Source organism: Providencia rettgeri, assembly GCF_023205015.1.
In the GTDB taxonomy this organism is placed as follows: domain Bacteria; phylum Pseudomonadota; class Gammaproteobacteria; order Enterobacterales; family Enterobacteriaceae; genus Providencia; species Providencia rettgeri_E.
On the sequence record NZ_CP096259.1, the window covers coordinates 98,923 to 123,170 of the forward strand.

Annotated in this window: 37 protein-coding genes; 17 read left to right on the forward strand and 20 right to left on the reverse strand. The window is 51.7% G+C overall.

Features of this window, described 5'->3' with window-relative positions:
* Window position 1: 1 nt before the first annotated feature.
* Genes merE (M0M83_RS21195) through M0M83_RS21220 form a run of 6 tightly spaced genes read right to left on the reverse strand, consistent with a single transcriptional unit; the run spans window position 2 to window position 3,458 of the window.
* Complete coding sequence (gene merE, locus M0M83_RS21195) at window positions 2–238, reverse strand: broad-spectrum mercury transporter MerE (protein WP_000993386.1); 237 nt, start codon at window positions 236–238, stop codon at window positions 2–4.
* A complete protein-coding gene (gene merD, locus M0M83_RS21200) occupies window positions 235–597 on the reverse strand; it encodes a mercury resistance co-regulator MerD (protein WP_001277456.1) in 363 nt (120 codons plus the stop codon). Before merD (M0M83_RS21200) ends, merE (M0M83_RS21195) begins: the two co-directional genes overlap by 4 nt.
* Before the next feature lie 17 nt (window positions 598–614).
* Entirely contained in the window at window positions 615–2,309 is a 1,695-nt protein-coding gene (gene merA, locus M0M83_RS21205) for a mercury(II) reductase (RefSeq protein ID WP_000105636.1), read from the reverse strand.
* Window positions 2,310–2,360: 51 nt separating this feature from the next.
* Window positions 2,361–2,783 carry an organomercurial transporter MerC gene (gene merC / locus M0M83_RS21210; RefSeq protein WP_001340589.1) on the reverse strand — a complete coding sequence of 141 codons (423 nt, stop codon included), beginning with the start codon at window positions 2,781–2,783 and terminating at the stop codon, window positions 2,361–2,363.
* A 35-nt stretch (window positions 2,784–2,818) separates the two neighbouring features.
* Window positions 2,819–3,094 (reverse strand): mercury resistance system periplasmic binding protein MerP, encoded by a 276-nt coding sequence (merP, locus tag M0M83_RS21215; RefSeq protein ID WP_000732292.1) that lies wholly within the window; start codon window positions 3,092–3,094, stop codon window positions 2,819–2,821.
* A gap of 13 nt (window positions 3,095–3,107) precedes the next feature.
* Complete coding sequence (locus tag M0M83_RS21220; RefSeq protein ID WP_001294663.1) at window positions 3,108–3,458, reverse strand: mercuric transport protein MerT; 351 nt, start codon at window positions 3,456–3,458, stop codon at window positions 3,108–3,110.
* Between the two features lie 71 nt (window positions 3,459–3,529).
* Between M0M83_RS21220 and merR (M0M83_RS21225) the strand changes: the two genes are divergently transcribed.
* Window positions 3,530–3,964: an Hg(II)-responsive transcriptional regulator gene (gene merR, locus M0M83_RS21225; protein WP_000429836.1), complete on the forward strand. Its 435-nt coding sequence runs from the start codon at window positions 3,530–3,532 to the stop codon at window positions 3,962–3,964.
* Between the two features lie 106 nt (window positions 3,965–4,070).
* Here the strand turns inward: merR (M0M83_RS21225) and M0M83_RS21230 are convergent.
* Window positions 4,071–4,768, reverse strand: a protein-coding gene (locus tag M0M83_RS21230; RefSeq protein ID WP_095033700.1) for an IS1-like element IS1B family transposase whose coding sequence is annotated in 2 segments (ribosomal slippage) — window positions 4,071–4,519 and window positions 4,519–4,768 — 699 coding nt in all. Because the reading frame shifts where the segments join, the coding sequence is not laid out codon by codon here.
* 278 nt (window positions 4,769–5,046) lie between these two features.
* On the opposite strand from M0M83_RS21230, the gene M0M83_RS21235 reads away from it, so the two are divergent.
* Entirely contained in the window at window positions 5,047–5,706 is a 660-nt protein-coding gene (locus M0M83_RS21235) for a type A-1 chloramphenicol O-acetyltransferase (protein ID WP_000412211.1), read from the forward strand.
* A 200-nt stretch (window positions 5,707–5,906) separates the two neighbouring features.
* Here the strand turns inward: M0M83_RS21235 and M0M83_RS21240 are convergent, their stop codons facing one another.
* From M0M83_RS21240 to merT, 10 genes are all read right to left on the reverse strand, one after another.
* Complete coding sequence (locus M0M83_RS21240) at window positions 5,907–6,284, reverse strand: GNAT family N-acetyltransferase (protein ID WP_000656305.1); 378 nt, start codon at window positions 6,282–6,284, stop codon at window positions 5,907–5,909.
* A gap of 66 nt (window positions 6,285–6,350) precedes the next feature.
* Complete coding sequence (locus tag M0M83_RS21245; RefSeq protein WP_001138064.1) at window positions 6,351–9,317, reverse strand: Tn3-like element TnAs3 family transposase; 2,967 nt, start codon at window positions 9,315–9,317, stop codon at window positions 6,351–6,353.
* Window positions 9,318–9,319: 2 nt separating this feature from the next.
* Complete coding sequence (locus tag M0M83_RS21250) at window positions 9,320–9,880, reverse strand: recombinase family protein (protein WP_000147567.1); 561 nt, start codon at window positions 9,878–9,880, stop codon at window positions 9,320–9,322.
* Window positions 9,881–10,005: 125 nt separating this feature from the next.
* The gene (locus M0M83_RS21255; protein ID WP_000993245.1) at window positions 10,006–10,218 is read right to left on the reverse strand and encodes a DUF3330 domain-containing protein; all 213 of its coding nucleotides are present in this window, start codon (window positions 10,216–10,218) and stop codon (window positions 10,006–10,008) included.
* Between the two features lie 65 nt (window positions 10,219–10,283).
* Window positions 10,284–10,520 (reverse strand): broad-spectrum mercury transporter MerE, encoded by a 237-nt coding sequence (gene merE / locus M0M83_RS21260; RefSeq protein WP_001087807.1) that lies wholly within the window; start codon window positions 10,518–10,520, stop codon window positions 10,284–10,286.
* Window positions 10,517–10,882: a mercury resistance co-regulator MerD gene (gene merD, locus M0M83_RS21265; RefSeq protein ID WP_001277466.1), complete on the reverse strand. Its 366-nt coding sequence runs from the start codon at window positions 10,880–10,882 to the stop codon at window positions 10,517–10,519. The genes merE (M0M83_RS21260) and merD (M0M83_RS21265) overlap by 4 nt, the downstream gene beginning before the upstream one ends.
* Window positions 10,883–10,899: 17 nt before the next feature.
* Window positions 10,900–12,585, reverse strand: a complete 1,686-nt coding sequence (merA, locus tag M0M83_RS21270; protein ID WP_000209296.1) for a mercury(II) reductase — start codon at window positions 12,583–12,585, stop codon at window positions 10,900–10,902.
* A gap of 38 nt (window positions 12,586–12,623) precedes the next feature.
* A complete protein-coding gene (gene merC / locus M0M83_RS21275) occupies window positions 12,624–13,049 on the reverse strand; it encodes an organomercurial transporter MerC (protein WP_000522996.1) in 426 nt (141 codons plus the stop codon).
* Between the two features lie 27 nt (window positions 13,050–13,076).
* Window positions 13,077–13,352: a mercury resistance system periplasmic binding protein MerP gene (gene merP / locus M0M83_RS21280; protein WP_000732275.1), complete on the reverse strand. Its 276-nt coding sequence runs from the start codon at window positions 13,350–13,352 to the stop codon at window positions 13,077–13,079.
* A gap of 15 nt (window positions 13,353–13,367) precedes the next feature.
* Window positions 13,368–13,733, reverse strand: a complete 366-nt coding sequence (gene merT / locus M0M83_RS21285; RefSeq protein ID WP_001294656.1) for a mercuric ion transporter MerT — start codon at window positions 13,731–13,733, stop codon at window positions 13,368–13,370.
* Between the two features lie 71 nt (window positions 13,734–13,804).
* On the opposite strand from merT, the gene merR (M0M83_RS21290) reads away from it, so the two are divergent.
* The 12 genes from merR (M0M83_RS21290) (at window position 13,805) to M0M83_RS21345 (ending at window position 21,537) form a co-directional block, all read left to right on the forward strand.
* Window positions 13,805–14,260 carry an Hg(II)-responsive transcriptional regulator gene (gene merR / locus M0M83_RS21290; protein ID WP_001166628.1) on the forward strand — a complete coding sequence of 152 codons (456 nt, stop codon included), beginning with the start codon at window positions 13,805–13,807 and terminating at the stop codon, window positions 14,258–14,260.
* Between the two features lie 126 nt (window positions 14,261–14,386).
* Complete coding sequence (locus tag M0M83_RS21295; protein ID WP_248468485.1) at window positions 14,387–15,220, forward strand: DNA replication terminus site-binding protein; 834 nt, start codon at window positions 14,387–14,389, stop codon at window positions 15,218–15,220.
* Window positions 15,220–15,513: a hypothetical protein gene (locus M0M83_RS21300; protein ID WP_099660677.1), complete on the forward strand. Its 294-nt coding sequence runs from the start codon at window positions 15,220–15,222 to the stop codon at window positions 15,511–15,513. Before M0M83_RS21295 ends, M0M83_RS21300 begins: the two co-directional genes overlap by 1 nt.
* Window positions 15,510–15,935 (forward strand): hypothetical protein, encoded by a 426-nt coding sequence (locus M0M83_RS21305; RefSeq protein WP_099660676.1) that lies wholly within the window; start codon window positions 15,510–15,512, stop codon window positions 15,933–15,935. Before M0M83_RS21300 ends, M0M83_RS21305 begins: the two co-directional genes overlap by 4 nt.
* 16 nt (window positions 15,936–15,951) lie before the next feature.
* Window positions 15,952–16,308, forward strand: a complete 357-nt coding sequence (locus M0M83_RS21310; protein ID WP_099660675.1) for a hypothetical protein — start codon at window positions 15,952–15,954, stop codon at window positions 16,306–16,308.
* Window positions 16,309–16,449: 141 nt separating this feature from the next.
* Window positions 16,450–16,866 carry a translesion error-prone DNA polymerase V autoproteolytic subunit gene (gene umuD / locus M0M83_RS21315; RefSeq protein WP_099660674.1) on the forward strand — a complete coding sequence of 139 codons (417 nt, stop codon included), beginning with the start codon at window positions 16,450–16,452 and terminating at the stop codon, window positions 16,864–16,866.
* Window positions 16,866–18,128 carry a translesion error-prone DNA polymerase V subunit UmuC gene (umuC, locus tag M0M83_RS21320; protein ID WP_248468486.1) on the forward strand — a complete coding sequence of 421 codons (1,263 nt, stop codon included), beginning with the start codon at window positions 16,866–16,868 and terminating at the stop codon, window positions 18,126–18,128. Before umuD ends, umuC begins: the two co-directional genes overlap by 1 nt.
* A gap of 479 nt (window positions 18,129–18,607) precedes the next feature.
* Window positions 18,608–19,654 (forward strand): ParB/RepB/Spo0J family partition protein, encoded by a 1,047-nt coding sequence (locus M0M83_RS21325; protein ID WP_099660672.1) that lies wholly within the window; start codon window positions 18,608–18,610, stop codon window positions 19,652–19,654.
* Between the two features lie 2 nt (window positions 19,655–19,656).
* Window positions 19,657–20,001, forward strand: coding sequence for a single-stranded DNA-binding protein (locus M0M83_RS21330; protein WP_099660671.1), 345 nt, complete (start codon window positions 19,657–19,659; stop codon window positions 19,999–20,001).
* Window positions 19,994–20,416, forward strand: coding sequence for a hypothetical protein (locus M0M83_RS21335; RefSeq protein ID WP_099660670.1), 423 nt, complete (start codon window positions 19,994–19,996; stop codon window positions 20,414–20,416). The genes M0M83_RS21330 and M0M83_RS21335 overlap by 8 nt, the downstream gene beginning before the upstream one ends.
* Window positions 20,417–20,425: 9 nt before the next feature.
* A complete protein-coding gene (locus M0M83_RS21340) occupies window positions 20,426–20,818 on the forward strand; it encodes a hypothetical protein (RefSeq protein ID WP_099660669.1) in 393 nt (130 codons plus the stop codon).
* 350 nt (window positions 20,819–21,168) lie between these two features.
* Window positions 21,169–21,537 (forward strand): hypothetical protein, encoded by a 369-nt coding sequence (locus M0M83_RS21345; protein WP_099660668.1) that lies wholly within the window; start codon window positions 21,169–21,171, stop codon window positions 21,535–21,537.
* 97 nt (window positions 21,538–21,634) lie between these two features.
* On the opposite strand, the gene M0M83_RS21350 is transcribed toward M0M83_RS21345, so the two are convergent.
* Window positions 21,635–21,862, reverse strand: a complete 228-nt coding sequence (locus M0M83_RS21350) for a plasmid partition protein ParG (protein WP_048607652.1) — start codon at window positions 21,860–21,862, stop codon at window positions 21,635–21,637.
* Between the two features lie 114 nt (window positions 21,863–21,976).
* A complete protein-coding gene (parA, locus tag M0M83_RS21355; RefSeq protein ID WP_048607650.1) occupies window positions 21,977–22,600 on the reverse strand; it encodes a ParA family partition ATPase in 624 nt (207 codons plus the stop codon).
* A gap of 272 nt (window positions 22,601–22,872) precedes the next feature.
* On the opposite strand from parA, the gene M0M83_RS21360 reads away from it, so the two are divergent.
* Genes M0M83_RS21360 through M0M83_RS21370 form a run of 3 tightly spaced genes read left to right on the forward strand, consistent with a single transcriptional unit; the run spans window position 22,873 to window position 23,861 of the window.
* Entirely contained in the window at window positions 22,873–23,118 is a 246-nt protein-coding gene (locus tag M0M83_RS21360; RefSeq protein ID WP_023159984.1) for an AbrB/MazE/SpoVT family DNA-binding domain-containing protein, read from the forward strand.
* The gene (mazF, locus tag M0M83_RS21365; protein WP_023159957.1) at window positions 23,118–23,450 is read left to right on the forward strand and encodes an endoribonuclease MazF; all 333 of its coding nucleotides are present in this window, start codon (window positions 23,118–23,120) and stop codon (window positions 23,448–23,450) included. Before M0M83_RS21360 ends, mazF begins: the two co-directional genes overlap by 1 nt.
* A 30-nt stretch (window positions 23,451–23,480) precedes the next feature.
* Entirely contained in the window at window positions 23,481–23,861 is a 381-nt protein-coding gene (locus M0M83_RS21370) for a hypothetical protein (RefSeq protein ID WP_048821763.1), read from the forward strand.
* Window positions 23,862–23,948: 87 nt separating this feature from the next.
* Here M0M83_RS21370 and M0M83_RS21375 read toward each other — a convergent pair whose 3' ends face one another.
* A complete protein-coding gene (locus tag M0M83_RS21375; RefSeq protein ID WP_072022937.1) occupies window positions 23,949–24,089 on the reverse strand; it encodes a Hok/Gef family protein in 141 nt (46 codons plus the stop codon).
* Window positions 24,090–24,248: the final 159 nt, after the last annotated feature.

Below are 24,248 nucleotides of genomic sequence, written 5' to 3' on the forward strand. Positions count from 1 at the left end.
GTCATGATCCGCCCCGGAAGGCGCGCAGCAGCCGCGTTACGGCCAGAACGAACAAGCCGGTCAGCGCGAGCGCGGCAACACCCCAATGCTCGCCAAGGAAGGCACCGGCGGTCGTCCCGGCCAGCACGGCGGCGAGAATCGGCAGATGGCAGGGGCAGGTCAACACGGCCAGCGCACCCCACAGGTAGCCGGAAACGGGTTGGCGCGTCTCGGGCGGCAGTTTGTCAGGGGCGTTCACGGCAATGCCTCCTCGTGCGCCCGCTCGGCTGGCATGGAGGCCAGTTGCGCGTCCAGATGGGCCAACGCCGCGCGCCGCCGCTCGACCAACTGGCGCAGCACGGCAAGCTGCGCTGCGGCTTGTGCGCCGTCCGCTGCGTCGAGCGCACGGCACAGCCGCGCCAGGGCATCCAGGCCGATACCCGCCTCGAAGGCCGCGCGCACGAAGCACAGCCGTTGCAAGGCCGCATCGTCGAACACGCCGTAGCCGCCCGTGGTGCAGGCCACCGGCCGTAACAAGCCGCGCACCAGGTAGTCGCGCACGATATGTACGCTCACCCCAGCGTTATGGGCCAGTTGCGATACCGTGTAGGCGCTCATCGCACACCTCCTTGTCCTCACCCGGCGCAGCAGGAAAGCTGCTTCACATCCTTGTTGAAGGTCTGCGCCGCGAGCTTCAACCCTTCGACCATCGTCAGGTAGGGGAACAACTGGTCGGCCAGTTCCTGCACCGTCATCCGGTTGCGAATCGCCAGTGCGGCCGTCTGGATCAGTTCGCCCGCTTCCGGGGCCACTGCCTGCACGCCGATCAGTCGTCCGCTGCCTTCTTCAACCACCAGTTTGATGAAGCCGCGCGTGTCGAAGTTGGCGAGCGCGCGCGGCACGTTGTCCAGCGTTAGCGTGCGACTATCAGTTTTGATGCCGTCATGGTGCGCTTCCGCCTCGCTGTAGCCTACGGTCGCCACTTGCGGGTCGGTGAACACCACGGCCGGCATCGCGGTCAGGTTCAGGGCCGCGTCACCGCCGGTCATGTTGATCGCGGCGCGAGTGCCGGCCGCTGCCGCCACATAGACGAACTGCGGCTGGTCGGTGCAGTCGCCTGCGGCGTAGATGTGTTCCACGCTTGTACGCATGCCGGGGTCGATGACGATAGCGCCTTGCGGGGTGAGCGTGACGCCCGTCGCATCCAGTGCCAGCTTGCGTGTGTTGGGCGCGCGGCCGGTGGCGACCAGCAGCTTGTCGGCGCGCAGTTCGCCGTGCGCCGTGGTGAGCACGAATTCGCCGTCCCCTTCACCATTGATATACGCGACCTGGCTGGCCTGGGTGTGTTCCCTCACCTCGATGCCCTCCATGCGGAATGCGGCCGTGACGGCTTCGCCTATAGCTGGGTCTTCGCGGAAGAACAGCGTGCTGCGAGCCAGGATCGTCACCTTCGCTCCGAGTCGGGCGAACGCCTGCGCCAGCTCCAGCGCCACCACTGATGAGCCAATCACGGCCAGGCGCTTAGGAATCGTCTCGCTGACCAGCGCTTCAGTGGAAGTCCAGTACGGAGTGTCTTTCAGGCCGGGAATCGGCGGCACGGCCGGGCTCGCGCCGGTGGCGATCAGGCAGCGGTCGAATGCCACCACGCGCTCGCCGCCGTCGTTGAGTTGCACGATCAGGTTGCGATTGTCCTTAAAGCGGGCGGAGCCGTGCAGCACAGTGATCGCCGGATTGCCCTCCAAGATGCCTTCGTACTTGGCGTGGCGCAGTTCATCGACGCGGGCCTGCTGCTGGGCCAGCAGCGCCGTGCGCTGGATGGTCGGCGTGGTAGCGGCGATGCCGCCATCGAACGGGCTTTCCCGGCGCAGATGGGCGATATGGGCGGCGCGGATCATGATCTTGGACGGCACACAACCGACATTGACGCAGGTGCCGCCGATGGTGCCGCGCTCGATCAGCGTGACACGTGCGCCTTGCTCGACGGCCTTCAGCGCCGCTGCCATCGCGGCCCCGCCGCTGCCGATGACGGCGATATGCAATGCGCCGCTGCTACCCGTCTTGTCGTTTCTGCCCAGCAGATCGCGCATCTTGTCGAGCAATCCGCCCGGCGTCGAAACTGAGGGGGCATCGGCCAGCGTGGCCCGATAACCGAGTCCAGCTACAGCGGCCGTCAGCGCGTCGGGTGACGTGCCGACCTCAATGGCGAGCTTGGCGCTGCCCTTGGCGTAGGAGACATCCGCTGATTGCACGCCGGGCACTTTCTCCAGGGCGTCCTTGACATGCACTGCGCACGAGTCGCAAGTCATGCCGGTGATTTTGAGAGTGCTCATACCATCGTTCCTTATTCGTGTGGGCCGCCGTGTCGCACGGTCAGCCGTCTTTCACAAGCGCTTGGCGGGGAGTTCGCAGCCGTCCGGTCCGCAACGGCGATGCGCCGGCGACACGAAGTCCCAGATCGACACCCCAATCATCAAGGCCAGGCCGACGTACATCAGGTTCGCCGTCCACCAGTTGCCGAGCAGCCAGACCGTGGCCGCAAACACGATGGCCGGGCCGATCATGCCGAGCAGACTGCGCAGCCATTGCCGATGACTGAACCAACCCAGCGCGTTCGCCAGGAAGGCCAGCGCGGCAAACAGCGGCAGCAGGCGGCTGATGAACAGTCCCTCGTACTGGCTCAAGAAGCCCAGCCCGATGGCCGCGCCGAAGCTGGCGAGGGCTGGAAAGCAGGCGGCGCAGCCCATCGCGGAAACGACGCTGCCGAGCGCGCCGGTTTTATCGGCAATGCGTGTCATCAGTCCCATGAAGCGGCTCTCGCTGTTGTCGTTGGCTTGCTGGCTCACTGCTTGACGCTGGACGGATAGCCGGCGTCTGCGGTGGCCTTGGTCAGCTTCTGTACGCTGGCCTTGGTGTCGTCAAAAGTGACGACGGCCTCGCGCTTCTCGAAGCCCACATCGACCTTGCTCACGCCTTCGACCTTGGAGAGCGCTTTCTTGACTGTGATCGGGCAGGCGGCGCAAGTCATGCCGGGAACCGCTAGCGTGACGGTCTGGGTAGCGGCCCACACCGGGGCAACAGCGGCGGCGAGGGCAAGGGAGGCAAACAGTTTCTTCATGATGAACTCCTGGTTAATAGAAAAATGGAACGACATAGGGAAATCCAAGCGCGACCAGGACCAGCACGGCCACGATCCAGAAAATCAGCTTGTAGGTGGCGCGCACCTGCGGAATCGCGCAGACCTCACCTGGCTTGCATGCCTGCACGGGCCGGTAAATCCGCTTCCAGGCGAAGAACAGCGCCACTAGCGCCGCGCCGATGAACAACGGTCGATAGGGTTCCAGCACCGTCAGGTTGCCGATCCAAGCACCGGAGAAGCCCAGGGCGACCAGTACTAGCGGCCCCAGGCAGCAGGTCGATGCAAGAATGGCGGCCAGCCCGCCGGCGAAGAGCGCACCGCGCCCGTTTTGTGGTTCAGACATACGTTGGCCCTTTTGAATTTGGATTGGATAGCGTAACCTTACTTCCGTACTCATGTACGGAGTCAAGCGATATGGAAAATAATTTGGAAAACCTGACCATTGGCGTTTTTGCCAAGGCGGCCGGGGTCAACGTGGAGACAATCCGCTTCTATCAGCGCAAGGGCCTGTTGCGGGAACCGGACAAGCCTTACGGCAGCATCCGCCGCTATGGGGAGGCGGACGTGGTTCGGGTGAAATTCGTGAAATCGGCACAGCGGCTGGGGTTCAGTCTGGACGAGATTGCCGAGCTGTTGCGGCTCGACGATGGCACCCACTGCGAGGAGGCCAGCAGCCTGGCCGAACACAAGCTCAAGGACGTGCGCGAGAAGATGGCCGACTTGGCGCGCATGGAAACCGTGCTGTCTGAACTCGTGTGCGCCTGCCATGCACGAAAGGGGAATGTTTCCTGCCCGTTGATCGCGTCACTACAGGGCGAAGCAGGCCTGGCAAGGTCAGCTATGCCTTAGCGTGCTTTATTTTCCGTTTTCTGAGGTGCCCCCTAATAGTGTTCTTCCATTTCGGTAAAAATCCCTACCATGGATTCCCACTCGTCCGGGGGGTAATGACTCCAACTTATTGATAGTGTTTTATGTTCAGATAATGCCCGATGACTTTGTCATGCAGCTCCACCGATTTTGAGAACGACAGCGACTTCCGTCCCAGCCGTGCCAGGTGCTGCCTCAGATTCAGGTTATGCCGCTCAATTCGCTGCGTATATCGCTTGCTGATTACGTGCAGCTTTCCCTTCAGGCGGGATTCATACAGCGGCCAGCCATCCGTCATCCATATCACCACGTCAAAGGGTGACAGCAGGCTCATAAGACGCCCCAGCGTCGCCATAGTGCGTTCACCGAATACGTGCGCAACAACCGTCTTCCGGAGCCTGTCATACGCGTAAAACAGCCAGCGCTGGCGCGATTTAGCCCCGACGTATCCCCACTGTTCGTCCATTTCCGCGCAGACGATGACGTCACTGCCCGGCTGTATGCGCGAGGTTACCGACTGCGGCCTGAGTTTTTTAAATGGCGGAAAATCGTGTTGAGGCCAACGCCCATAATGCGGGCGGTTGCCCGGCATCCAACGCCATTCATGGCCATATCAATGATTTTCTGGTGCGTACCGGGTTGAGAAGCGGTGTAAGTGAACTGCAGTTGCCATGTTTTACGGCAGTGAGAGCAGAGATAGCGCTGATGTCCGGCGGTGCTTTTGCCGTTACGCACCACCCCGTCAGTAGCTGAACAGGAGGGACAGCTGATAGAAACAGAAGCCACTGGAGCACCTCAAAAACACCATCATACACTAAATCAGTAAGTTGGCAGCATCACCCGACGCACTTTGCGCCGAATAAATACCTGTGACGGAAGATCACTTCGCAGAATAAATAAATCCTGGTGTCCCTGTTGATACCGGGAAGCCCTGGGCCAACTTTTGGCGAAAATGAGACGTTGATCGGCACGTAAGAGGTTCCAACTTTCACCATAATGAAATAAGATCACTACCGGGCGTATTTTTTGAGTTATCGAGATTTTCAGGAGCTAAGGAAGCTAAAATGGAGAAAAAAATCACTGGATATACCACCGTTGATATATCCCAATGGCATCGTAAAGAACATTTTGAGGCATTTCAGTCAGTTGCTCAATGTACCTATAACCAGACCGTTCAGCTGGATATTACGGCCTTTTTAAAGACCGTAAAGAAAAATAAGCACAAGTTTTATCCGGCCTTTATTCACATTCTTGCCCGCCTGATGAATGCTCATCCGGAATTCCGTATGGCAATGAAAGACGGTGAGCTGGTGATATGGGATAGTGTTCACCCTTGTTACACCGTTTTCCATGAGCAAACTGAAACGTTTTCATCGCTCTGGAGTGAATACCACGACGATTTCCGGCAGTTTCTACACATATATTCGCAAGATGTGGCGTGTTACGGTGAAAACCTGGCCTATTTCCCTAAAGGGTTTATTGAGAATATGTTTTTCGTCTCAGCCAATCCCTGGGTGAGTTTCACCAGTTTTGATTTAAACGTGGCCAATATGGACAACTTCTTCGCCCCCGTTTTCACCATGGGCAAATATTATACGCAAGGCGACAAGGTGCTGATGCCGCTGGCGATTCAGGTTCATCATGCCGTTTGTGATGGCTTCCATGTCGGCAGAATGCTTAATGAATTACAACAGTACTGCGATGAGTGGCAGGGCGGGGCGTAATTTTTTTAAGGCAGTTATTGGTGCCCTTAAACGCCTGGTTGCTACGCCTGAATAAGTGATAATAAGCGGATGAATGGCAGAAATTCGAAAGCAAATTCGACCCGGTCGTCGGTTCAGGGCAGGGTCGTTAAATAGCCGCTTATGTCTATTGCTGGTTTACCGGTTTATTGACTACCGGAAGCAGTGTGACCGTGTGCTTCTCAAATGCCTGAGGCCAGTTTGCTCAGGCTCTCCCCGTGGAGGTAATAATTGACGATATGATCATTTATTCTGCCTCCCAGAGCCTGATAAAAACGGTTAGCGCCGGGGTTGGATTTTTCAGCGTTCCAGCTAAGGCTAAGGCATTCCTGTTCAAGCGCAAGCCGGGCTATAAAGCGCATTATCGCTTTACCCGTGCCCTTATTTCGATCGCACTGAGAAACATACAGCTCTTTAATATGCAGCTGACCGCTGTATCGGGGCGAGGGATAAAGAATATTGCAACATGCCAGGCCAGTAATGTTATTGCCGCAGCGCGCTCTGATCACCAGGGTACCGGAAAGCCGGTTGAATAACTTTTTACAGAGATAATCCTTCATCAACGCTTCCTGAATGATACCTTCGCCATAATAGGGGTCGTCTCAGAAAACGGAAAATAAAGCACGCTAAGCCGGTTGCAGAGGCCGTAGCGGCCTGAACTTCCCCGCGCCGATCTTGGCGCTGCTGCGCCATAGGTAATCACCGGTCAGGTTGATGTGCTCCCAGCCGAGTGGCGACAGGTACTGCAATAGCGAGTCATCGACGGCATGACCATTGCCGCGCAACGCATGCGCCGCACGCTCCAGGTAGACCGTGTTCCACAGCACGATGGCCGCCGTCACCAGGTTGAGGCCGCTGGCCCGGTAGCGCTGCTGCTCGAAACTGCGGTCACGGATTTCACCAAGGCGGTTGAAGAACACGGCACGGGCCAGCGCATTGCGCGCCTCGCCCTTGTTCAGCCCGGCATGCACGCGGCGGCGTAGCTCGACGCTTTGCAGCCAGTCGAGGATGAACAGCGTGCGCTCGATGCGGCCCAACTCGCGCAGCGCGACGGCCAAGCCGTTCTGGCGCGGGTAGCTGCCGAGTTTCCTGAGCATCAGCGAGGCCGTCACCGTGCCCTGCTTGATCGAGGTGGCCAGCCGCAGGATTTCGTCCCAATGGGCGCGGACGTGCTTGATGTTGAGCGTGCCGCCGATCATCGGCTTGAGCGCGTCATAGGCGGCATCGCCCTTCGGGATGTAGAGCTTGGTGTCGCCCAGGTCGCGGATGCGCGGCGCGAAGCGGAAGCCCAAGAGGTGCATCAGGGCGAAGACGTGATCGGTGAAGCCCGCCGTGTCGGTGTAGTGCTCCTCGATCCGCAGGTCGGATTCGTGGTACAGCAGGCCGTCGAGCACGTAGGTTGAGTCGCGCAGGCCGACATTGACCACCTTGGTGTGGAATGGCGCGTATTGGTCGGAGATGTGGGTGTAGAAAGTCCGTCCTGGGCTGCTGCCATATTTTGGGTTGATGTGCCCCGTGCTCTTTGCCTTGCTAGCGGTTCGGAAATTCTGTCCGTCCGATGATGATGTGGTGCCATCGCCCCAGTGCCCGGCAAAGGGATGCCGAAACTGAGCGTTGACCAGTTCAGCCAACGCTGTCGAGTACGTTTCGTCGCGGGTATGCCAGGCTTGCAGCCAAGCGAGCTTCGCGTAGGTCGTGCCGGGGCAGGACTCGGCCATCTTGGTCAGGCCCAGGTTGATCGCGTCGGCCAGGATCGTGGTCAACAACAGGTTCTTGTCCTTGGCCAGATCGCCCGATTTCAAGTGCGTGAAGTGCCGGGTGAAGCCCGTCCACTCATCGACTTCGAGCAGCAGTTCGGTGATCTTGACGTGCGGCAGGACCATGGCTGTCTGGTCTATCAGCGCCTGCGCGGTGTCGGGCACCGCCGCATCCAGCGGCGTGATCTTCAAGCCCGACTCGGTGATGATGGCATCCGGCAGGTCGTTGGCTGCCGCCATGCGGTTGACGGTGGCAAGTTGTGCTTCCAGCAGCGTCAGCCGCTCATGCAGATATTGTTCGCAGTCGGTGGCCACGGCCAGCGGCAATTCGCTGGACTGCTTGAGGCTGGTGAACTTCTCGGGCGGTACCAGGTAGTCCTCGAAGTCCTTGAACTGGCGTGAACCCTGCACCCAGATGTCGCCCGAGCGCAGGGAGTTCTTCAACTCGGACAGCGCGCACAGTTCGTAGTAGCGCCGGTCGATGCCGGCGTCGGTCATCACCAGTTTCTGCCAGCGCGGCTTGATGAAGCCGGTCGGTGCATCGGCTGGCAGCTTGCGGGCGTTGTCGGTGTTCATGCCGCGCAGCACCTCAATGGCATCAAGCACGTTTTTGGCGGCGGGCGCGGCCCGCAGCTTGAGCACGGCAAGGAATTCCGGTGCATAGCGGCGCAGGGTGGCGTAGCTCTCGCCGATGCGATGCAGGAAATCGAAGTCATCGGGTTGCGCGAGCTTCTGCGCCTCGGTGACGCTCTCGGCAAAGGAATCCCAGGACATGACGGCCTCGATGGCGGCAAACGCATCGCGGCCTGATTGCTTGGCGTCGATCAGCGCCTGACCGATGCGCCCGTACAGACGTACCTTGGCGTTGATGGCCTTGCCTGACGCCTGGAACTGCTGCTGATGCTTATTCTTGGCAGCGTTAAACAGCTTACCCAGGATGCGGTCGTGCAGGTCGATGATTTCGTCGGTGACGGTGGCCATGCCCTCGGTGGCCAGCGCCACGAGAGTGGCGTAGCGCCGTTGCGGCTCGAATTTGGCCAGGTCGGCGGGTGTCATCTGGCCGCCCTCGCGGGCAATCTTGAGCAGGCGGTTCTGGTGAACCAGCCGCTCGATGCCGGTAGGCAGATCGAGTGCCTGCCATGCCTTGAGGCGTTCGATGTGTTCCAGCATATGCCGCGAATTTGGCTTGGCCGGAGACTGGCGCAACCAAGCCAACCAGGTCGTCTTGCCGTTGTCCCGGCGCTTGAGCAGATCGTCGAGGCGGCGGCGATGCGCGTCCGCCAGTGGTTCGGCCAAGGCGTCGTAGATGCGCCGGTTAGCACGGGTGATCGCCTCGGCACTCGCCCGCTCGACGGCGTTGAGGGCGGGCAGAATGACCGACTGCCGCCGCAGGTGCCCGATCAAGGCGCTGGCCAGCACGATGCCTTTGTCGGTTTGCATCGCCAGCTCGGTCAGCATCTGGACGGCCTGCCGGTAATGGCTCATGGTGAAGGGCCGGAAACCGAACACGGTTTGCAGCTCGCTCAGGTGCTCGCGCCGGGTCTGCTCCCGCTGGCCGTACTCGTTCCAGCTTTCGACGCCGACCTTGAGCTGGTCGGCGACCAGCTTCAACAAGGGCGGGAACGGTAGTTCATCGACGCCCAGGATGACGCCGGGAAAGCGCAGGTAACAGAGCTGCACCGCGAAGCCCAGCCGATTGGCTGGCCCGCGCCGCTGTCGGATGATCGAGAGGTCGGTATCGTTGAATGTGTAATGTCGGATCAGGTCGTCCTTGGAGTCCGGCAACGCCAGCAGGCTTTCCCGCTCGGCGGCGGACAGGATGGAACGACGTGGCATATTTACTGATCCGTTCTCAAGTATTGATACAGGGTTTCGCGACTGATTCCGAATTCACGAGCAAGCTTGGTCTTTTGCTCGCCAGCCTCGACACGTTGGCGCAGTTCGGCAATACGCTCAGACGACAGGGATTTCTTCCTGCCACGGTAAGCCCCGCGTTGCTTGGCGAGCGCAATACCCTCGCGCTGACGCTCGCGGATCAGGGCGCGCTCGAACTCGGCGAACGCGCCCATCACCGAGAGCATCAGGTTCGCCATCGGAGAGTCTTCGCCAGTAAAACTGAGGTGTTCCTTGACGAATTCGATATGCACGCCGCGTTGTGTCAGCGTTTGCACGATCCGGCGCAAATCATCGAGATTGCGCGCCAGGCGATCCATGCTATGCACCACCACGGTGTCGCCGGTGCGGGCGAAGCTTATCAGCGCTTCCAGTTGCGGACGCTTGACATCCTTGCCGGATGCCTTGTCGCTAAAAGCGCGATCAACCTTGACGCCTTCCAGTTGCCGTTCCGGGTTCTGGTCGAAGGTGCTGACCCTGATATACCCAATGCGCTGTCCAGTCATGGAATTCCCTGCAAAATGTCAGGGAAGACTCTATGACCTTCAACGAGATATGTCAATAAATTCAAAATTCAATCCTATCCTGACGCAATTTACACATGGCATCTGACATCAGGTTAGGGTATGCCTCAATCTGACGGCTGCGAACCGCCAGGGACAGGCGCAATGTCAGATTCTGTCGCGGCCTTGGCGCGTGCCTGGAAGCGTTCATAGCAATCCAGCCCGCAGAAATGTTCGACGTATTCCGCGCCTTCCGGGGTGAAGGCGGCATCGAGCGGAATTTCTTTGCAGCATACGCAGCAGGTGGTGCAACTGGCAGTGTTCGGGGCGTTTGCGTTCATGGTGGTACTCCTCCAGATTGGTAGCGAAGCTCAAAGCTGCCCACTCTCGGCTGGCTGGGAAGCGGTCATGATCTTCCCTTGAAGGCCCGCAGCAGCCGCGTCACAGACAGGACAAACAAGCCGGTCAGCGTGAGGGCTGCAATACCCCAGTGCTCCCCGATGAACGCGCCGGCCGTCGTGCCGGCTAGCACAATGGCGAGAATCGGCAAATGGCAGGGACAGGTGAGCACGGCCAGCGCGCCCCACAAGTAGCCGGTGATCGGTTTGTGCGTCTCAGACGGCAAGTGCTCTGGGCTGTTCATGGCAGACTCTCCGCGTGCTGTGCCGGTTCGGTTGGCATGGCGGCCAGTTGCATTTCGAGGCTGGCCAGGGCCTCGCGCCGACGCTCGACGAGTTGCCGCAACACGGCAAGCTGCGCAGACGCACCGTCACCGTCCGCAGCATCCAGCGCCCGGCACAGCCGCGCCAGTGCGTCCAGGCCGATACCCGCTTCGAAGGCAGCCCGTACAAAGCGCAGCCGTTGCAACGCGGTGTCATCGAACAAGCCGTAGCCGCCCGTGGTGTACGCGACCGGCCGTAGCAATCCGCGCAGCAGGTAGTCGCGCACGATATGCACGCTCACCCCGGCATCAAGGGCCAGCCGGGACACTGTGTAGGCGCTCATTGAACACCTCCTTTTCCTCATCCGGCGCAGCACGAAAGCTGCTTCACGTCCTTGCTGAAGGTCTGCGCCGCGAGCTTCAGCCCTTCGACCATGGTCAGGTAGGGGAACAATTGGTCGGCCAGTTCCTGCACGGTCATACGGTTGCGAATGGCGAGCACCGCCGTCTGGATCAGTTCACCCGCTTCCGGGGCCACCGCTTGCACGCCGATGAGCCGTCCGCTACCTTCCTCGATGACCAGCTTGATGAAGCCGCGTGTGTCGAAGTTGGCAAGCGCACGCGGCACGTTATCCAGTGTTAGCAGGCGACTGTCGGTCTCGATCCCGTCGTGATGTGCTTCCGCCTCGCTGTAGCCCACGGTGGCGACCTGCGGGTCGGTGAACACCACGGCCGGCATTGCGGTCAGGTCCAGGGCCGCATCGCCGCCAGTCATGTTGATCGCCGCACGAGTGCCGGCCGCTGCCGCCACATAGACGAACTGCGGCTGGTCGGTGCAGTCGCCGGCCGCGTAGATGTTCGGGCTACTGGTGCGCATGCCCTTGTCGATGACGATGGCCCCCTGCGCATTGACGGCTACCCCCGCCGCTTCCAATGCCAGGCTGCGCGTGTTCGGTGTCCGGCCGGTGGCGACCAGCAGCTTGTCGGCGCGCAATTCACCGTGCGTGGTGGTCAGCACGAATTCACCGTCCATATGGGCGACCTGGCTGGCTTGCGTGTGCTCCAGCACCTCGATGCCCTCGGCACGGAAAGCGGCTGTCACCGCCTCGCCGATGGCCGGGTCTTCACGGAAGAACAAGGTATTGCGCGCCAGGGCCGTGACCTTGCTGCCCAGCCGGGCAAAGGCTTGCGCCAGCTCCAGCGCCACCACCGACGAGCCGATTACGGCAAGGCGTTCGGGAATGGTGTCGCTCGCCAGGGCCTCGGTGGAAGTCCAGTAGGGTGACTCTTTCAAGCCCGGAATCGGCGGGACCGCCGGGCTGGCACCCGTGGCGACCAGGCAGCGGTCGAACATCACGACGCGCTCGCCACCCTCGTTCAAACTAACGATAAGGCTCTGGTCGTCCTTGAAACGCGCTTCACCGTGCAGAACGGTGATGGCTGAATTGCCGTCCAGGATGCCTTCGTACTTGGCATGACGGAGTTCTTCGACACGGGCCTGCTGCTGGGCCAGCAGCCGCTCGCGCAAGATCGTCGGCGGTGTGGGTGGCATGCCGCCGTCGAATGGGCTTTCCCGGCGCAGATGGGCGATGTGGGCGGCGCGGATCATGATCTTGGACGGCACACAACCGACGTTGACGCAGGTGCCGCCGATGGTGCCGCGCTCAATCAGCGTGACCTGCGCGCCTTGCTCGACGGCCTTCAGTGCTGCCGCCATCGCGGCTCCACCGCTACCAATGACGACGACCTGCAACGGGCGTTCGTTGCCACTGGGCTTATCAGCGGCCCCTATCCAGCCGCGCATCTTGTCGAGCAGGCCGGCGCGGTTGTCCGTCGGTGGCGCATCGGCAAGCGTTGCCTCGTAGCCCAGTCCGGCCACGGCGGTAGTCAGCGCATCCGATGACGTGCCCGCCTCAATGGCGAGTTGCGCTGTGCCCTTCGGATAGGACACCAGCGCCGATTGCACGCCGGGCACTTTCTCCAAGGCTTCCTTGACGTGAGCCGCGCACGAGTCGCAGGTCATCCCGGTGATTTTCAGGGTGGTCATGTATTTTTCCTTTTCTGTGGTGGCTACGGCTGTTGCCGTCAGCCACGTTGTTCTGGCAATTCACAGCTGTCCGGCCCGCAGCGGCGATGTGCTGGCGAGATGAAATCCCAGACCGACACCCCAACCATCAAGGCCAGGCCGACATAGAGCAGTCCACCGCTCTGCCAGCCGTAAGCCCGCATTAAAAACACCGCTGCCAGCACCAAGATCGGGCCTATCGTGCCGAGCGCCGTGCGTCGCCACTGTCGATGATTGAGCCAAGCGATAGCATTGGCGAGTAACGCGATGCCGGCGAACATCGGCAGCAGGATGCCAATGAATAGCCCCTCGTACTGGCTCAAGAAGCCCAGTCCGATGGCCGCGCCAAAGCTGGCGATGGCAGGAAAACAGGCGGCGCAGCCCATCGCGGAAACGACGCTGCCGAGCGCGCCGGTTTTGCCAGCGATGCGCGTGATGAGTCCCATGTGTCGCTCCCGAGTTCGGTTAACGGATCAGCGTTTGAGGCTGGACGGATAGCCCGCGTCCTCGGTCGCCTTGGTCAACTTCTGGACGTTGGTCTTGGCATCGTCGAAGGTGACGACGGCCTGGCGCTTGTCGAAACTTACGTCGGTCTTGCTCACGCCCTCAACCTTGGAAAGCGCGTGCTTGACAGTGATCGGGCAAGAGGCGCAGGTCATGCCAGGCACGGACAGCGTGACGGTCTGGGTGGCGGCCCACACGGGGGCAACAACGGCAGCGAGGGCGAGGGCGGCAAACAGTTTTTTCATGATGAACTCCTGTGATTAATAGAAAAATGGCATGACGTAGGGAAATCCGAGCGAGACCAGGACCAGCGCGGCCACGATCCAGAAAATGAGCTTGTAAGTAGCTCGCACTTGGGGAATCGCGCAGACCTCACCCGGTTTGCAGGCTTGCGCCGGGCGGTAGATGCGCCGCCAGGCGAAAAACAGCGCGACCAGCGCTGCGCCGATGAAGATCGGGCGATAGGGTTCCAGCACCGTCAGGTTGCCGATCCATGCCCCGCTGAACCCCAAGGCGATCAAAACCAGCGGCCCCAGGCAGCAGGCCGACGCAAGAATGGCGGCCAGCCCACCGGCGAAGAGCGCGCCGCGCCCGTTTTGTGGTTCAGACTTTTGTGGTTCAGACATACGCTTGTCCTTTCAAATTTGGTTTGGATAGCTTAAGCTTACTTCCGTAGTTATGTACGGAGTCAAGCGATATGCAAATTAATTTTGAGAATCTGACCATTGGCGTTTTTGCCAAGGCGGCCGGGGTCAATGTGGAGACCATCCGGTTCTACCAGCGCAAGGGCCTGCTGCCGGAGCCAGACAAGCCCTATGGCAGCATTCGCCGCTATGGCGAGGCGGATGTAACACGAGTGCGGTTCGTGAAATCGGCCCAGCGGCTGGGCTTTAGCCTGGACGAAATCGCCGAGCTACTGCGGCTGGAGGATGGCACCCATTGCGAGGAAGCCAGCGGCCTGGCCGAGCACAAGCTCAAGGATGTGCGCGAGAAGATGGCCGACTTGGCACGCATGGAGGCCGTGCTGTCTGAACTGGTGTGCGCCTGCCATGCGCGGAAAGGGAACGTTTCCTGCCCGCTGATTGCGTCACTGCAAGACGGAACGAAGCTCGCTGCATCGGCGCGGGGGAGTCACGGGGTGACTACGCCTTAGCGTGCTTTATTTTCCGAATTCTGAGACGACCCCTGTAAGTTTCGCACCTGTATTTGTTAAGCTCTTATTTGTATGTTGGCATATTTGGTTGTGATACTTTCTTTCTAAGAACAGGAGTTCCATGTCATGCTTGATAGCTATATTGGTTCATTGCTGAAGTACCTCCACCAGCTTGACTCTCTTTTTCGAGATACAAAGGTAATTTCAGCCCTTACCTGTGTCATTCCACCGGTAGAAAAAGGTTGTGATGATATCGGTAAATGCATTGAGCCGGTTGTGAATTGGGGTCCTCATGCCTATACATCGGTTATCTCATGTTGGCAGGACTTATACATTTCTCCGTTGTACTCACAAAAGTTTGCGAGGCGAACAGCCGGATATGTACAGTTATCAACTGCGGCTATGGAACTTGCTGATCATCTAATCAAAATTAATACCGTAAAAAACAATATCAGAAGCTCGGTTGTCGCACTGCCAAAATCTGAGCGTTTCACCATTTTGCGTAAACATCTGAGCAACGTAATGACACTGCATTTGTACCGGAACATTCCTGTATTTAACTCTGACGATGTGATCACTCATGCATCATATACGTGGGGATTAAAAGGACTCATGCAGAAAACAGACCCTGTTAAGCTTTATCAGCTCATAGCAGACATAGCAAAAGGCAACGCTGAGTTACAGGACTTAATGGATAAAATCCAAGAGTGCCCTGCTAATAGGCTCAGAATAAAGCGTAGCGTTACGCCGCAGCCGATCTGCAACCTAACCTTTTCCAGTGGGAAAAAACGCTGCATAAACGCTCCTGTGCCGTTTTTGATAGTGCAGGATCAGGATTTTAAAGTAAGTCCCCTGCCATTGTTTACTGCTGAAGCAGACAGACAGGAGCGTTCTGACAAACACAAAACGACTCTCCTTGGCGTGTTTAGGGGGCAACAGATAATTAAGTTGGAAAAATGATGAAGAAAAAAACACAACGGGAATTCTCAACCGCTCGTTTTTACTTTTGTGCTTCAATTGCCATGTTTTCGTTGATGGGGTGCGGCTCATTGGAGGAACGTGAAAGAGCTGCGTTTGAACTCGTAACAAATGAACCAAACCAAGAGAATATTCAATCTTATCTGAAGCTGGCTGAAGAACTACAAAGAAAGCAGGTTGATGAAGCCAGACAAGCGGCAGATGCGGCTACGTATGAGCGAGACAAAGAGCTCAATGAATATTTCAAACAGTATGGAAGGACCTATAAAAAATGATGAACAACACAGCGTTGTTACAGCACATAGCCTCTGAGTTTATAGCCCATTCAGGAGTTCCTGCGAAACCGGCATTTGATAAAATTAGTGCAGGTGATGAAACATTCATTAATGAACTGTCACCATCGGATCTGCTTGAACTATTCGAAAACCCCCTGCCTATTATCATCAATACTTTGACCGGTGAACCTCATTCCGCAATACATAGCCACAGTGACGATATCTTGCCCGACTGTACAAACTATGCATATGGGATAGGGTATGAGTCTGCTACTGCTTTGTTTGTATTGGTAGAAGGAATTGAGAGTTACTATCTCGCGCTTAAAGCAAAAGTATATCTGAAAAACCAAAATTATTTGCCGTTCCTGATAAAATTTAACGGTTTAGACAAACATCCTGACTGCCAAAATCTATACTATTAATCACAGAGAAATCATTATGAAATTAGCCTACCCACGTACCAAAGAAAACTACACCCTTAAAGTATTACGTTTGTATGCCCTTACTGAAATATTTGTAACCCCGCCAGTTGTGACCGGTGATATCTATACAGTAGATCTAGCACTGCTGCATATTATGACCCCTAACAATCACTTTAAAGATGAAAGTAAAATAGCGTGTCTAAAACATTCTTATATACATGGCGAAAAGGTTTCACCACTATTGGTTTCAGTCGTCATTGTTGATGGGCTCCCTAAACTGGCTGTTTTGGATGGATACCAGCGTTACTGCGCACTGATGGAGATAGTTGCTGAAGGTGGTCAAATTGAAGGAGTGGACGTAAAAGAAGCGTGATGCTGGTGGTGATTATGTCGAGTGTGGTTCTGAAGGTTAGAATGATTCTACATAGCTGAAGTTACGCACCTAAACCACTAGCTTGATATTTTCTCATTTTAAGAACACAATACTGTTTATTTGTACAGTATTGGGCAGGGTATGAAATTAACCATATGCAACGTTGAGAAAACACTTCCACTTCCTTATTTCGGGGATCTAGTACAAGCCGGTTTCCCGTCACCGGCGAGTGATTACTTAGAGGACCGTATTGATTTAAACACTTTACTGATCAAGCACCCATCAGGCACATACTTTTTACGAGTATCTGGTACTTCTATGATGGACGCACAGATTCTAGATGGAGATATCGTCATAGTTGATAGTTCGATTGATGCAAAACACGGAGATATCGTTATTGCTTCACTCGATGGAGAGTTTACGATAAAACGGTTACAAACCAGCCCTGTTACTGCCCTTATACCCATGAACAGCAACTACTCACCAATATACATCAATGAGGGTGAAGAATTGAGTATATTCGGCACCGTGACCTACATTATCCACAAGGCAAGATAATGTTTGCCTTAGTTGATGTAAACAGTTTCTACGCCAGTTGTGAGCGCATTTTTCGCCCTGATATTGCCAATAAGCCAGTTATTGTTTTATCAAACAACGATGGTTGTGTTATTGCACGTTCAAAGGAAGTGAAGTTGCTTGGGATCAAAATGGGGGCTCTATACTTTGAGATTCAGTCTCTGATTAAAAAGCATGATATTCAGGTGTTTAGTAGTAACTACGCCCTTTATGCTGACATCAGCAACCGAGTCATGGACACACTATCTGGTTTTGCCCCAAGAGTAGAAACGTATAGTATCGACGAGCAGTATCTAGATATGACCGGCATGTCTAGAAACTTTCCTTTAGAAGATTACGGTCGCAAGATACAACAACGAATTTTGCAGATAGCTCATGTACCGGTCGGTGTTGGTTTTGCTCAAACTAAAACACTGGCTAAACTGGCAAACCATGCTGCTAAAACATGGACCAAAACAGGCGGTGTAGTCGATTTGAGTGCTACTTCACGTCAGAAACGGCTCATGTCCCTTGTGCCTGTTAATGAAGTATGGGGTGTGGGTAGAAAAATAAGTAACCGGCTAAATGCTATGGGGATAGTTACAGCGCTTGATTTGGCTAGGGCTGAAACAACCATGATCCGTAAAACATTCGGTGTGGTTGTAGAACGCACTGTGAGAGAGCTGAACGGTGAATCTTGCATCGAGCTTGAAGAAGTAGCAAAAACTAAAGAGCAAATCATTTGTTCACGTTCATTTGGGAAAAAAATTGAGCTCTATGAGCATATGCATCAGGCTATCTGCGAGTATTCAGAGAGAGCAGCAGAGAAACTTCGAGCTGAAAAACGAGTCTGTTCCTTTGTTTCTGTTTTTATCCAAACCAGCCATTACGCCAGCGGACCTCAATACTACAACCACCGTTCTGAACGGTTAGAATATCCAAGTGCTGATACAAGAGACATAATCAATGCAGCAGTGCGTCTGTTAAAGACCATCTGGAAATCGGGGGTTAAATATCACAAAGCTGGCATCATGCTCACTGATTTTTCTGATCCATCAGTTACTCAACTTAATTTATTTTCTGATAGTAAACCCTACAAAGGAAGTGAACAATTGATGAAAACCTTGGACCAGATAAATAATCGAGGTGTTAGCAAAATATGGTTCGCTGGAAAAGGAATGGACAAAAGCTGGCGCATGAAGCGAGAAATGCTTTCACCGGCATACACTACGAGAATATCAGATCTTCCCGTAGTAAAGATTTAGAGGAAATGCTATCCGTTCACGATGTCTGATACAGAGTTATATATTATAGATCGTAAAGTTGATGTTGTATTTGAGCTTAATATTGATGAAGTCTGACATAAGTATCAAATTCCAGTTATATACCTGCCGATAATCCACCAGCGTATTTAGCAGGTTTCACCGCAATCCTGCATATTGCTTCAACCAAGATACCTAAGTTGAGAACGTCTTTCGTTTAGAATTATATTCATATTTCTGAACATTATTAAGATAATGAAACAATCATTATCAATTTATGATTATTGCGATATGTCATTGATATAATTATCTTTAATCATTTTACCCTCTGGAGTTGTTCGTCTTTAACTAATTGATAACAGTGCACATAAATCGAAATGATGCCGTTTTCCCTATGTAACTAAGGAAAATAGAAAATCCTGTGTGATAGCCTTACGTCGAATAAAAATAATACCTAGTTACACAATGACAAGGCGAGGACTATGAATACTAACGCAGCAATTTCTACGAATAGCAGTCAACAAAATTCGAATATAAGCAAGGTACTTCTCAATGACCTACCCTACCCTACGCTGAAGAAAAATACTGAAGCGCACAATATCTCAACATTACGTAAAATGTCTGATGCCTTTGAGGAAAAGGTGTGTTCGCGTGGTGATATTTATCGCGTTAACGTTGAGTTACTGTATGTACAGGAAGGCTTCAATCTTCGGGAGATCGATACTGAACATGCTGGACGTATCAAGAATTCGTATGTATCAGGTGTTTATGTTCCACCTATCGTTGTGAAAGTTATAACGGTTGATAATCTGCCACGCTTACAGATTATTGATGGACACCACAGATATTGCGCTCTACGCATGGCAATGGAAGAAGGCTGCACGATTAAGGGCGTATACGTCACGGAGTTCTCAGGCAGTCAGCAACTCGAAATCGTCAATATGCTGACATCTTCAGAAGGAAAACCTTTAGCTCCGTTAGAAAAAGCTGATGGTTTCCATCGTTTACTTAGTATGGGATGGGAAAAAAAGGAAATTGCACGATATACGAATACAAGTGTTGTTACGATCAACAGATTATTACGCTTGTTCCGAGCAGATTACAGAATCACTGATCTTGTCAGGAAGAACCTGATTACTTCAGATTTAGCTATAGAAATACTGCTTGAGTGTGAAGAAACGAATCAAGAGGCATATGATGTGATCATTGCCGGATTGCAAAAGGCAACTGATAGCGGCAAAAATAAAGTTACACGGAAATTTGTACCTTCGGCGAAGAAAGTACCTTTTTCAAAAAAAGAAATACATTCTGTGTTTTCACAATTAAGTGAAATCCGCACAACTATTCACGAAAAAGTTGCTGATATTCAAGAAAATGATGAAACAGTAACGGTCGAAATGCCAGTAACAATTGTGACCCTGCTTAATGATGTACTTCAGAAGTTTGCGAATGATGAATCAGCCGCATCTAATGATGATGAGAACGAACCGCATGAAACCGAATCTAACACTGAAGCTATTCAGGCTTAACTATGGAATTACTTAACAAAGTCCAACTGATCGCAAGATTAGGTTCGTCACCGAAAGATAATCTGAAGTATTCAGAACGTAACGGTGAGGCAATGACCTACTTCTCTGTTGCAATTAATCGACATGACTCGAAAGGAAACTCGATTACAGATTGGTTTAACATTAGTGCATACGGAAAAATAGCAGAAATAGCAGCTAATTTTGGTCAGAAAGGACAACTTGTTTACATCGAAGCAAGGCTACAACCGGCTAATAACTCCTGTTCTATAATAATGAATTACCAGACAGGTGTGTTTAGAGTATTACCTAATAGTAAAAATACAAATGCAGGAGAGCAGAATGGCTAAGGCAGACCAAATTTCAAATTGTAACGTTCAAAATCCTAATTATGTGATGGCAGAAATGAAACGAGATCAAACAGTTCTAAACTATGCCCTATTTAAAGCGCGTGAGAAGCTATACGAGCTCAAACACCTAATGAATACGTCACAGTGCAGTGAAAGTGAAATTATGCGCTATAACGGGGTACTGGAGATGCTGGATAGCATATTTTCATCAGATGAAAAGGAACGTCAGAACTTATATCACTCTATGATCATGTCTGGTGTACAAATCATGTCCGGTAAGTTAAGTGGTGAGAATAGACAAGCCGTATTAGAAGCAACGACACCAGATCAGTTGGATGAGGTTTTAAAAGCCTCGGAAAATGAGGTATGGACTGAGTTGCAACTGCTATGTGAACAGCAGAACAACCTAAACTAAGAATCCAAAATGAAACTTACAATATCCTTGCCTTTCATTCTGATAACTACGCTGATCTCAGTGCCAGCGTTGGGTAATAGTTATTCTGCAATGGAAGGGATTGAAGGACAGCGATATTCTGATTTAGAGAAATACAAAGCCAACTGTCCAGCTTGTATGAGTGTTGTACAAAACATTAAAGATATCCGCTATCAGGTATGTGCGCAGTCAGTGACGGCAGATGATGTGATAGTTAGGGACCCTTTATATGGCTATCTGAATAGTTTGAAATTCATGTTGAATGATGATGCTTATAAACAGGTATTGACAATCATTGGTCATGAGAAGGATTGTTCTAATAGTATGAATTGGCTAGAAAAGGCTAATTCAAAGATCGAGCCACAGCTAAACAAGGCATATTGACGGCTATGTGCTGCGCTTTGTACCTCTATTTTTTCTGCCCTGCCAAAATGACAGCCAAAAAAAAACGCCACAATGTGGCGTTATAACCCTAGTGTTGGTACTTATTATAATCATATAACGTATGGCAAAACTAATTATACACATAAACACTCATGTGTATATGTGTTAATGTGTTAATGTGTATTTGTGTGTGATTCGTCACATATACACGTATGTGTTAATGTGTGTATACACATATAAAAATATTTTAGGCTTTATAGGTAATCAACCTAAAATCTAAGTGAAGAATTAAATCACAGGTACAATAATAAAAAGCAAAAACACTACCAGTTAAAGTAGAGGACCGGAGCATGTTTGTTTTTAATGAAGAAACATTCCAACGAAACCCGAGCAACCCATGTCCAGATAATGAATTCAATAGTGACGTGATTGATTTTATAAAGGAAATAAGACGGTTTTATCCTGAGTTAGAGCATTGGAGCAATACCGGTGTGCTGTTTGCTTGGGAAGCATATCTACAAGATATATATGCGGTCGGTTGGACTGAATTGGTACGCAAGAGAGAGAACGGCTTTCTCGCGTACTGTTACATAACGCAGTTACGACCAAGCCTTGATTTTGGTGGAACAGGAACATACAACACTGAAATTTGGGATCTTGGAGAGCAAGAGCCGTGGAACAAACAACCATTGCCAAAACTACCAGATTGGGTCGAATAGTCGAGCATGAGACACTTCTGTTTTGAATTTTACATAGTGAAACTGAGATAAAAGTGCAATAAAAAGGGATGAAATATCATCCCTAGAAAAACACTACCTATTCATTTTGCTTCAGCCACTGATGAACATAATCTGATATTACATCTTTCATGGTGGTGTTTCGTTTGACACATGCAGCTTTGAATCGAATTTGAGTATCTTCATCAAGATCTACATTTATACGTTTTGTTTTTGTACTTTTTTCAAGAATTTTATCTAAGTCTCTGTTTTCACCGAACTTCATCTTTTGTGAATTTGATGATTCATTTACTTTTTCTAGTGCCATAAAGTATCTCTTTTAATTTAAACACATATACGCTTTTGTGTTTTAGCGCTTATGTGTAAATACACGTTTGTGTTTATGTGTTAATGCACGTTTGTGTTTATGTGTTAATGCACATTATGACTCAAAAATAGTCAGAATTTCTTTGGTTAGTATTTCAATCTCGCCTTTTGCATTTCCATCATTAGTTTCAAAAATACTCTTACCATCCAGAATAGATTTGATATAGCTCTGCCGTTGAGAAATGGCTGTTTTGAAAGAAGGTAAGCCGGTATCTTTGAGGTTGTCTTTTAATACTTGCAACATAGTAGTTTGGTCAATTTTGCGAGTGATCAGGAACCTAGCTTCTACTTTGCGGCTGTATGCCTGAGCTTCAAGAACTGATGTAACACTACCGGCTGCGGAAAAATCAAGAGGGCTTGGCGAGACTGGAATTATAACAAGGTCACTAACCATAACCGCTGCTGAAGTAATTACAGAAAGCGAACCAGCACCATCTACAATGACAAAATCATAATCACTTAGATCCTTACGGATGCTATAAACGTCTTTCTCACTGGCTGCGGTGAAAACATCATAATCACAGTTCCCTTCTTTAGACCAGTTAGATAGGCTCATTTGAGGGTCTGTATCGACAACCGCTAACGAATAACCGGCTCTTTGCATAGCAGTAGCAACGTTTATGACGGTGGTTGTTTTTCCAGACCCGCCTTTCGGATTTAAAAAAGAAATAACCTTCACTGGAAACCCTCATATGTGTGTTTGTGTTTTGTTCATTATCTAAGTAAGCCTAAAAATAATCAATGTGTATTTGTGTATATGTGTGTTTGAGCATAAACACATAGACACATACGGACCTTATCAAACTCACACTTTATATGTGACATAAAGACACATACACTTATGTGTTAATGTGTTTATGTGTTTATGTGTTTATTATAATCAACAATGTTGATACATTGAAATTGGGGTGCTACTATTAAAACTCGGACGTTGAATTGTAGAGGTGATAAATGGCTCAGGTCACAGTAAAAAAATGGGGCAATAGCCCGTCTGTACGGCTTCCTGTTGCAATCATGCAAAAAGCGGCACTTAGCGTTGATGATACGGTTGAAATAGCGGTAGAAGAAGGTCGTATCATCATTACGCCAGTTAAAGCGGTAGAATACTCATTAGATAATTTGTTAGCCGGTATCACACCGGAGAATATCCATGAGAAAGTAGACTTCGGAGCTCGAACAGGTAAGGAATTAATTTAATGGTATCTCGATACGTACCTGATTCTGGCGATTTGATTTGGATTGACTTTGATCCAGTTGAAGGACATGAGCAGGGCGGTCATCGTCCAGCAGTTGTCCTTAGCCCTTTTGCATACAATAATAAAGTAGGGCTCTTACTATGCGTACCATGTACAACTAAAGGCAAAGGCTATCCATTTGAATGCGAACTCTCGAACGAAAGAGACAGCTACGCATTAGCGGATCAAGTTACATGTGTTGACTGGAGAGCTCGTAAAGTTACTAAAAAGGGCAAAGTGGAGGCATCAGAACTGGCAGAGATAAAAGCTAAAGCAAAGGCGTTAATAGGATAGATATAATACTTATAAGGGTTATGGGATAGAATGGAAAATGAGACACTACACACAGCAACAGGTAATCAAACTCCTTTAGATAATGCTGTATCGTCATTAAACTCTATTTTAGATGTTATTTTCACAGTAAATGATTATGTTTTATTTTTTATAATTTTAATAATAATTTTCGCTAAATCGAAGTCAAGACTATTCAAATTGGCTTTTGGTTATTCTGGTATATCAGTTGTATTTTTACTCTCTAGCTATTTTCTCAGGGATGATTTACTGTTTGATATTAATAATACACCGCGATTCGGATTATTGATGATCAATATCGGCATGATTACAACAGCATTATATTTAATATACTGGCTTATCTATCTATTCAACGAAAGTGGTATGATTGATAGCAAAAAGAGTGAGCCATAGCTAACCGAAAAAGGGTGCTTGTATCACCAACCCATCGTAATCTGTAAAAGAGAAAATGTGGGGTTTCCCCCCACAAAAGCAACACTACTAATTACATGATAGTGTTGCCTGAACCACCGTACCTCCGCTTGTAAAATTGAGTGAACATAAACGATCACGCATTAACAAAGAGAAGCACAGAACTGTGATACACACAGTAATCAGCCCTATCAGGGCAAATTTGCTCATTTCTCTTGACTCCTTGAGTAAAAGGAGACAGAATCAAATTGCAACGTTTGTAGACTGCCTCGAGTTAAGGATTATTCCTAATTCGGGGCTTTCGTCTTTTTGGCTCTTGGCTATGCTCGAACCAAAACGATTCAAGCACCCAAGGCAATATTAGCAGAT